Origin of the sequence: Hyunsoonleella flava (assembly GCF_004310325.1) — a bacterium.
Lineage (GTDB): Bacteria > Bacteroidota > Bacteroidia > Flavobacteriales > Flavobacteriaceae > Jejuia > Jejuia flava.
Genome location: NZ_SIRT01000023.1, coordinates 1 through 1,491 on the forward strand (window position 1 = coordinate 1; position 1,491 = coordinate 1,491).

The 1,491-nt window shown below is 49.8% G+C and carries 1 protein-coding gene; it reads right to left on the reverse strand.

Translation table 11 applies throughout. The features are described 5' to 3' along the window. The coding region (locus tag EYD45_RS17035) for an Ig-like domain-containing protein (protein ID WP_130965771.1) at positions 1–1,491 on the reverse strand (1,491 nt) is incomplete at both ends.

The following is a 1,491-nucleotide window of genomic DNA, read 5'->3' on the forward strand; positions in this document are numbered from 1 at the left end:
CGGATCGCATGGATCGTTTGGATCACTTGTTGGTCCGCCTGGGAACGTCGTTGGATCGTCAGGTGTACTCGGATCGTCGATGCCCGTTGTCTCCTCACAATCTGTAAGTCCGTCACCATCGCTGTCCGTGGTATTGATACCTATCGGATCGCATGGATCGTTTGGATCGCTTGTCGGGCCGCCTGGGAAGGTCGTTGGATCGTCTGGTGTACTCGGATCGTCGATACCCGTTGTCTCCTCACAATCTGTAAGTCCGTCGCCATCGCTGTCCGTGGTATTGACACCTATTGGATCACATGGATCGTTCGGATCACTTGTTGGTCCGCCTGGGAACGTCGTTGGATCGTCAGGTGTACTCGGATCGTCGATGCCCGTTGTCTCCTCACAGTCCGTAAGACCATCTCCATCGCTGTCCGTGGTATTGATACCTATTGGATCACATGGATCGTTTGGATCACTTGTCGGACCACCTGGGAACGTCGTTGGATCGTCTGGTGTACTCGGATCGTCGATACCCGTTGTCTCCTCACAATCTGTAAGTCCGTCACCATCGCTGTCTACAGTACTTGGACATGCAGGTATAGTGACTGATATATTAGCCTCATTAGAAACATTACCATCGTTATCATTGACTGTATACGTTATAGTAGTAGTTCCATTATTAAATCCTGGGTCAGGGTCAAAAGTCACAGTTCCATCTCCATTATCTGTAAACGTACCTTCTCCTGGAACAGTAAATGTACTTTGTTGACCTGGGGTACTTGGGTCCAAATCTAAAGTAGTGTCATCAATTGTACCATCAGAATCGATATCATTTGCCGTAACATCAATAATCACATCAACATTCTCATTTGTTGATTCTGCATCATCATTCGCAACAGGGTCATCGTTCACTGGGTCTACAGTAACGTCAATTACTGCCGTTGCACAGTCCCCGTCCGCATCACAGATCTCATAGGTGATCTGGTCGGGACCGTTGTAGTCCGCGTTAGGTGTATAGTCTATCGTGTCGTCAGTCGGGTCGTTCGGCGTGCCGCCGTCGTTTACCGTTGCCGTTCCATTAGTTGGTGGCGTGGTGATCGTAATCGTGCCAGTGCTGGGGCCATCGCCGCCAAAGTCGTCGTCGTCTAACACGACTATGTTCACCGTGTCGTCCTCGTCCACAGTGGCCGTATCGTCCACCGCTGATGGCGTGTCGTTCACCGGGTCCACAGTAACGTCAATTACTGCCGTTGCACAGTCCCCGTCCGCATCACAGATCTCATAGGTGATCTGGTCGGGACCGTTATAGTCGGCATTTGGTGTGTAATCTATCGTATCATCCGTTGGATCATTTGGTGTACCGCCATCGTTTACTGTCGCTGTTCCATTAGTTGGTGACGTTGTAATGGTAATGGTACCAGTACTTGGGCCATCACCTCCAAAATTATCGTCGTCTAATACTACGATGTTTACCGTGTCGTCTTCATCTACACTTGCCGTATCATCTAC